Genomic DNA, 6528 nt, shown 5'->3' with positions numbered 1-6528 from the left:
CGCCGTCAGTCGTCGCTGACGCGCAGCACGATCTTGCCGCGCGTGTGGCCGTCCTCGAGTGCCGTGTGCGCCTGGGCGGCATCCGGCAGATCGAGCACCTTCTCGACGTAGACCTGAACCGCCCCCGAGTCGAGCAGGCGCCCGATCGTGGCCAGGGCGTTGCCGTCGGGAATGACCTTGAACGATGTCGCCCGGACCCCGGCGGCATCGGCGGCTTCGGCGTACTCGGGCCACGAGCCCGTGGGGACGAGCACGTAGATGCCGCCCGGCCGGAGCACCGACAGCGAGCGCGTGCCGGTGTCGTCGATGGCGTTGCCGACGAGGTCGATGACGACGTCCATGCCCGAGAGCACCTCGTCGAACTTCGTCGTGGTGTAGTCGATCACCACATTCGCGCCGAGCTCGCGCAGCCACGACGCGTTGCGGCCCGAGGCCGTCGCCGTCACGTGCGCGCCGAAGTACGCCGCGAACTGGACGGCGAAGTGACCGACGCCGCCGCTGCCGGCATGGATCAGGATGCGCTGACCCTCGTGCGCCCGCGCCGTCTCGACGATGAGTCCCCACGCCGTCAGCGCGGCGAGGGGGACGCCGGCCGCCTCGACGTGCGAGAGGGCTGCGGGCTTGCGGGCGAGAGACAGCGTCGGCACGACCACGTACTCGGCGTACGAGCCGCCCGAGCGCGGGTAGGCGGCCATGCCGAAGACCTCCGTGCCCGGCGGGAACGGATGCGCCTCATAGGGCGCCTGGACGACCACGCCGCTGAAATCGAAGCCCGGGACGGTCGGGAAGTGGGACACAGCGCCCGCGAGCCCCTTGCCGGCACGCGTCTTGGCGTCGATCGGGTTGATGCCCGCGCCCACGACGCGCACGAGCACTTCGCTCAGCACGGGGGTCGGGACGGGGACGGATGCGGTGTGCAGCACCTCGGGTCCACCTGGCTCGTCGAAGACGACAGCCGTCATCGACTCGGGGGGATCGCTGATCGGAACCGTCGGGTCGGGTGTGTTCCGGGATGTCCGCAGCGGCCGGAATCTCATGCGGTCGCTCCTTCCAGTGCATGTCGACGTCGGCAGCACTCGTTGCTTGCTCTGCGATCAGTCAACATCCCGATTGTCTCGGCCGTGTTACACCGGTGAAAACGATGGCGAAGGTCGCGGGCGCCGTCAGCGCGAGGCTGTCAGGGCGACTCGCCCGCGGCGAGGGCGCGCAGCATCCGCGCGAGGTCGTCGATGTCGTCGACCGACCAGTCCTCGAGTGCGGCCAGGAGCGACCTCTCCTGCGGGGCGCGCGCCGCGGCGAGCCGCTCGAGGCCCATCGGCGTGGGGGAGATCAGCTGCGACCGGCGATCGGCGGGGTCGGGGGTGCGCTGGACGAGCCCGAGCTCCTCGAGCTCGCGCACGGCGCGGCTGGTCTGCCCCTTGTCGGCGGCCAGGACGTCGGCGAGGGTCGACAGCGTGATGGACTCGCGACGGGCGATGACGGTGAAGACCTTGTAGACGCCGGGCAGCATCCCGGGGCTCAGCCGATCGGCGTTCTCGGCGATGATCCTCCGGAACATGCCCATGAGCGACCCGAACTCGAGCTCGAGCGCGCGCACCGCGGCGGTGCGCGGGTCGGGAGCCTCGCCTGACATGACGCCGAGCCTAGTCGCGGGCTTCGGCACGGCGTGCGGCCTCGACGTCGCGGCGCTCCCGGCCCTGGACGCGGATGGCGGCGGTGGCGGTGAGGGTCTGCATCCCCTCGCTCGTCGAGACCGTCGCGAGATCCGCCTCGGCGGCGTGCATGCGCTCGGAGGTCGTCATGCGCGTCAGCGGCGTGTTCGGCAGGAACAGGATCGCGATGAGGCTGATCACCGCGAACGGCACGGCGATGAGGAACGAGTGCGAGATGCCCTGCGCGTAGACGTCCTCGAAGATCACGCGGATGGCGTCGGGCATGCTCGATACCGCCGGAAGGGTGTCGGACTGCAGGCTCTCGGCGACCGCGGAGCCCTGGTCGCCGAGGCCGGCGAGCGCCGCCGCGAGATCGGCCTGACGACCGGCGAGCAGATCCGTCACGCGAGACGCCAGAGCCGCGCCCATGAGCGAGACGCCGACCGTGCCGCCGAGGCTGCGGAAGAACGTGACACCCGAGCTGGCGACGCCGATCTCGGTGGGCTGGGAGGTGTTCTGGACGATCAGGACGAGGTTCTGCATGGTCGAGCCCACGCCCGCCCCGAGGAGGGCCATGTAGAGCGATACGAGGGCGAAGTTCGTGTCGTACTCGATCGTCGACAGCAGCGAAGCGCCGGCGATCAGCATCACGGCGCCGCCGATCAGGTACGGCTTCCAGTGCCCGAACTTCGTGATGAGCGCGCCGATGGTCATGGAGGCGACGAGGAGCCCGGCGATCATCGGGATCGTCATGATGCCCGCTTCGGTGGGGGTCGCGCCGCGCGCGAGCTGCATGTACTGGCTCAGGAACACCGATGCGCCGAACATCGCGATGCCCGTGGCGATCGAGGCCAGCACGGCCAGCGTGAAGGTCCGGTTGCGGAACAGCGACAATGGGACCAGCGGCTCCTTCACCCGCAGTTCGACGACGATGAACAGCGCCGTCGCCAGCACCGCGCCGCCGACCATCAGCAGGGTCGTGAGGCTCCACCAGTCGTAGTCGGTGCCGGCGTTCGTCACCCAGATCAGCAGCAGCGACACGGCGGCCGACAGCAGCACGATGCCGACGTAGTCGATCGAGACCCTGCGCGAGTGGCGTGGGACATGGAGCGTCTTCTGGACGATGATGAGCGCGGCGACGGCGACCGGAAGCGCGACGAAGAAGTTCCAGCGCCAGCCCCACGCATCCGTGATGACGCCGCCGAGCAGCGGACCGCCGACGGTCGCGACGGCCATGACGGCGCCGAACAGGCCCATGTACCGGCCGCGCTCGCGCGGGCTGATGATGTCGGCCATGAGCACCTGGCTGAGCGCGGCGAGGCCGCCGGCGCCGAGGCCCTGAACGGCGCGCGACGCGATCAGCATTCCGGGGTCCTGGGCGAATCCGGCGGACGCCGAGGCGAGCACGAAGATCGCGATGGCGAGCTGGAACAGCAGCTTGCGGTCGTACAGGTCGGCGAGCTTGCCCCAGACCGGGGTCGAGATCGCCGTGGTCAGCAGGGTCGCGGTGACCACCCACGTGAACGCGGCCTGGTCTCCCTCGAGGTCGTGGACGATGACGGGGAGCGAGGTCGAGACGACGGTCGACGCGAGCATCGACACGAACATGCCCAGGAGGAGGCCCGAGAGCGCCTGGAGCACCTCGCGGTGCGACATGGCGGGCCGGGCGGCGGCGGCGGTGTCAGACATGGGGTCCTTCGGAGCGATGGGGGAGCGACGCCGTCGGCGCTCTGGTTGATTCAGGTCAATGTTTGAGATTGGTCAACTATAAGGGGATGCTTGACGTGGGTCAACTACAGGGTCCACGCGGGGGCACGAGCATCGCGGGGGTTGCGCCGGGGCGGTGGGCGCAGGTGCCCGCGGCTCGCGCGAAGAAACGCGGGATGGGGTGACGTGGGGTGAGGCGCAACGCGTGAACGGAGCCCGCGCGCTGCGCGCGCCGGTGTCAGTCGGCGAGCGCGAGGGCCCGGTAGGCCTGGCGCGGCGTCGCGGGCTGCGGCATCCGCTCGTCGGGTCGTGCCGGCACGGCGCGCCCGGTGGTGCGACGGTACAGCTCGTCGATGAGGGTCGTCGCGAGGCCCACGAGCTTCGCGATCTCGGCGTCGTCGCGATCCACCCAGGCGCAGCGCGGCTCGTCGCCGACCGGCACGAAGTCGTCGTGCTGCTCCCACGCGACGAGCGTGCGCTCGGCCCCGAGCACGTGCTGCTGCCACCACACCTGGCGCAGGTACGAGCGGGGGATGGACTTCCACGCCTTGTTGGTGGTCTTGATCTCGGCGAGGGTCACCCGGCCGCCCTCGTCGACCGCGATACCGTCGGGGGTCGCCAGGTGCCGTTTCTCGACGACGGCGTGGAAGAGCGCCGACGACGGCTGGATGCCGTGGGTCGCCGCGACCCACGCCGCGATCTCGGGCTCGCGGGCCCGCCCGTGCGCGGTGTACGCGTTGCCCGAGAAGCCCGAGCCCAGAAGCTTGGCGTCGGCGGCACGCGCGATCGCCCGCTCGGACGTGAGGGTCGCGACATCCGTCGCCGTGATGCCGCGCGAGCGCGCCCGCACCCACGCCACCCGGTCGCGCGAATCCGCGACGATGCGCGCGGCGAGCTCCGGAGTCACGCCTCGACCCTACTCACCCCCACCCCCAGGTTTCCTCGCGACACCCGCCCCCGCCTGCATCCGCTGCCCGCGCGCATCCGCTCCCGCGGGTCGCCCATCCGGCGAGTGCATATGCTGTCGCCGAGGTGGTACGTCCCCGACCGTCTACGAGCTATCACCTCGGCGAGAACACATGCACGCGACATCTGGTGGGGGCTCCTCCACAGGGGGAGGGGTGGGGACAAGTCCGTGACGGGCGTGTCGCGGGGTGCACCATGAGTGGATGCCGCGACGCCACATCGGACTCGACGAGGCGGCTTCATGCGTGCTCACGCACCAGCAGCTCCGGGCGGAGGGGAGGACGGCCCGCCAGATCGGCGCCGCGGTTGCGGGCGGACGCCTTCGGCGCCTGCAGCGCAACCGATATGTCGACGGCGCCCTGTGGGCCGACTTGTGGCCGGAGTCTCGGCACCGCCTCGAGGTCAGCGCCGCCTTCGCCGAGATGGACAGGGCGGTCGCCGTCGCGGTGCGCGACTCGGCGGCGGCGGTGTGGGCACTTCCGCTCTATCGGCACGTCCCGGATGCCGTGCATGTGGCGCTGCCGCCGGGAGCCCGGGCGCCGAGCCGGCCGGGGCTCGCGCGGCATGCCGAAGAGCTGAGCGATGACGACATCGCCGTGATCGGCGGTGTCAGGTGCACGTCGCTGGAGCGGACGGTGTTCGATCTGGCCCGCACGCTGTCCTTTGCCGCGGCTGTTTCGGCGGCGGATGCGGCGCTGCGTCGTGTTGCGATGACGGACCGCCGGTACGACACCGAACGCGCCGAGGCGATGCGCGCCCGCCTGGCCGAGCGCGCGGCCGGCGCGAAGGGTGCGCGCGGCATCCGTCAGGCTCGTGAGGTGATCGCCTTCGCCGACGGGCGTGCGGAACTCCCCGGCGAGAGTGTGACCCGCGTCCGGCTGCACGAGCTGGGGTTCCGGTGCTTCGAGCTCCAGGTCCCGGTGCCGGGGCCGGCCGGCCACGACTACGAGGTCGACATCGGGATCGCGGAAGCCCGGGCACTCCTGGAGTTCGACGGCGAAGGCAAGTACCGGGACGCTGCGCTGCGACACGGCAAAACCATCGAGGACGTCATCCTGGCAGAGAAGCGGCGCGAGGACTGGATCCGCGGAACGCGGCAGGAGCGCTTCGGTCGTGTCGAGGACCCTCACATCGCCGACGCCGCGACGCTCGCGCGCCGTCTGGCCGCGTTCGGCATCACCCCACCCATCGCGTCCTCCTCCCGCCGGCCCGCGTGACCGCGGGCCACGCGGCGAGTGCACATGCAGTCGTCGAGTGCATACGTCGCTTCCCGACCAGAAGCTGTCGTCTCGGCGAGTGCACATGCACTCGCCGGAGCGCGCGAGGAATGAGCGGGGTGGGGAGGGAGGACCGAGCGGGCATTCCTCGATGAGTCAACGAATGCAGCTACGCGGGCATCTTCGATGAGTCAACGCGCGGATTTGGCGGGGGGCGGCGGAGGCCGTACACTTGAGGGAGCCGAAGACCGCCGGTCATCGGAGTGCGCGCAAGCGCGGTCCGATCGAAGCTCTGTGAATGCAGGGGCCCGCGCAGGTGTCACGAACGATTCTCCCTCGGGATTCCCGCTCCGTGCGCTTGCGCCGGAGCTTTTTTCATGCCCGGAGCACGGTGGTCCAGGTCGACGCCCCGCCTCCGCGGAGCGTGACGTACACACAAGGAGTGGCCATGGCGCAGAAGGAAGCATCGGTCGCCGAGCTCACGAAGAATTTCGAGGACTCGACCGCCGTTCTGCTCACCGAGTACCGCGGTCTGACGGTTGCCGAGCTCAAGGAGCTCCGCAACAGCATCCGTCAGGACGCGGAGTACGCCGTGGTGAAGAACACGCTGACCAAGATCGCCGCGAACAACGCGGGGGTCACGGGACTGGACGAGGGCCTCAAGGGTCCGTCGGCGGTCGCGTTCGTGCACGGTGACCCGGTCGCCGTCGCGAAGGGTCTGCGTGCCTTCGCCAAGGCACACCCTCTTCTCGTGATCAAGGGCGGCTACTTCGATGGCAACCCTCTGACCGCGGACGAGGTCAACAAGCTCGCCGACCTCGAGAGCCGTGAAGTCCTGCTGGCGAAGCTCGCCGGTGCGATGAAGGCCTCGATGACCAAGGCGGCATTCGTCTTCAACGCGCTCCCGTCGAAGGCCGTTCGCACGGTCGACGCGCTGCGCGAGAAGCAGGAGTCCGCGGCCTGAACCGGCCAGCGGCGATAGAAAC

General features: G+C 70.2%; 6 protein-coding genes. 2 read left to right on the top strand and 4 right to left on the bottom strand.

The annotated features are described in order from the left end of the window. Positions 1 to 5: 5 nt before the first annotated feature. From HD594_RS16005 to HD594_RS15990, 4 genes are all read right to left on the bottom strand, one after another. Positions 6 to 1037: an NADP-dependent oxidoreductase gene (locus HD594_RS16005; protein ID WP_184751987.1), complete on the bottom strand. Its 1032-nt coding sequence runs from the start codon at positions 1035 to 1037 to the stop codon at positions 6 to 8. A gap of 140 nt (positions 1038 to 1177) precedes the next feature. Continuing rightward, positions 1178 to 1633 carry a MarR family winged helix-turn-helix transcriptional regulator gene (locus HD594_RS16000; protein ID WP_184751985.1) on the bottom strand — a complete coding sequence of 152 codons (456 nt, stop codon included), beginning with the start codon at positions 1631 to 1633 and terminating at the stop codon, positions 1178 to 1180. 10 nt (positions 1634 to 1643) lie between these two features. After that, entirely contained in the window at positions 1644 to 3341 is a 1698-nt protein-coding gene (locus HD594_RS15995; protein ID WP_184751983.1) for an MDR family MFS transporter, read from the bottom strand. 256 nt (positions 3342 to 3597) lie between these two features. After that, on the bottom strand, positions 3598 to 4266 hold the full coding sequence (locus tag HD594_RS15990; RefSeq protein WP_184751981.1) for a YqaJ viral recombinase family protein: 669 nt from the start codon (positions 4264 to 4266) through the stop codon (positions 3598 to 3600). Positions 4267 to 4528: 262 nt separating this feature from the next. On the opposite strand from HD594_RS15990, the gene HD594_RS15985 reads away from it, so the two are divergent. Both HD594_RS15985 and rplJ read left to right on the top strand, forming a co-directional pair. Further along, complete coding sequence (locus tag HD594_RS15985) at positions 4529 to 5542, top strand: hypothetical protein (RefSeq protein ID WP_184751979.1); 1014 nt, start codon at positions 4529 to 4531, stop codon at positions 5540 to 5542. A gap of 448 nt (positions 5543 to 5990) precedes the next feature. Beyond that, complete coding sequence (gene rplJ, locus HD594_RS15980; RefSeq protein ID WP_184751977.1) at positions 5991 to 6506, top strand: 50S ribosomal protein L10; 516 nt, start codon at positions 5991 to 5993, stop codon at positions 6504 to 6506. Positions 6507 to 6528: the final 22 nt, after the last annotated feature.

This window comes from Microbacterium thalassium (assembly GCF_014208045.1).
Lineage (GTDB): Bacteria > Actinomycetota > Actinomycetes > Actinomycetales > Microbacteriaceae > Microbacterium > Microbacterium thalassium.
The sequence above is the reverse complement of the archived record's forward strand: the minus strand, read 5'-3'. Positions and strand labels throughout refer to the sequence as shown.

Coding starts and splice junctions, on each gene's coding strand:
- HD594_RS16005 (WP_184751987.1), bottom strand. CDS start 1,037: ATGAGATTCCGGCCGCTGCGGACATCCCGGAACACACCCGACCCGACG.
- HD594_RS16000 (WP_184751985.1), bottom strand. CDS start 1,633: ATGTCAGGCGAGGCTCCCGACCCGCGCACCGCCGCGGTGCGCGCGCTC.
- HD594_RS15995 (WP_184751983.1), bottom strand. CDS start 3,341: ATGTCTGACACCGCCGCCGCCGCCCGGCCCGCCATGTCGCACCGCGAG.
- HD594_RS15985 (WP_184751979.1), top strand. CDS start 4,529: ATGCCGCGACGCCACATCGGACTCGACGAGGCGGCTTCATGCGTGCTC.
- rplJ (WP_184751977.1), top strand. CDS start 5,991: ATGGCGCAGAAGGAAGCATCGGTCGCCGAGCTCACGAAGAATTTCGAG.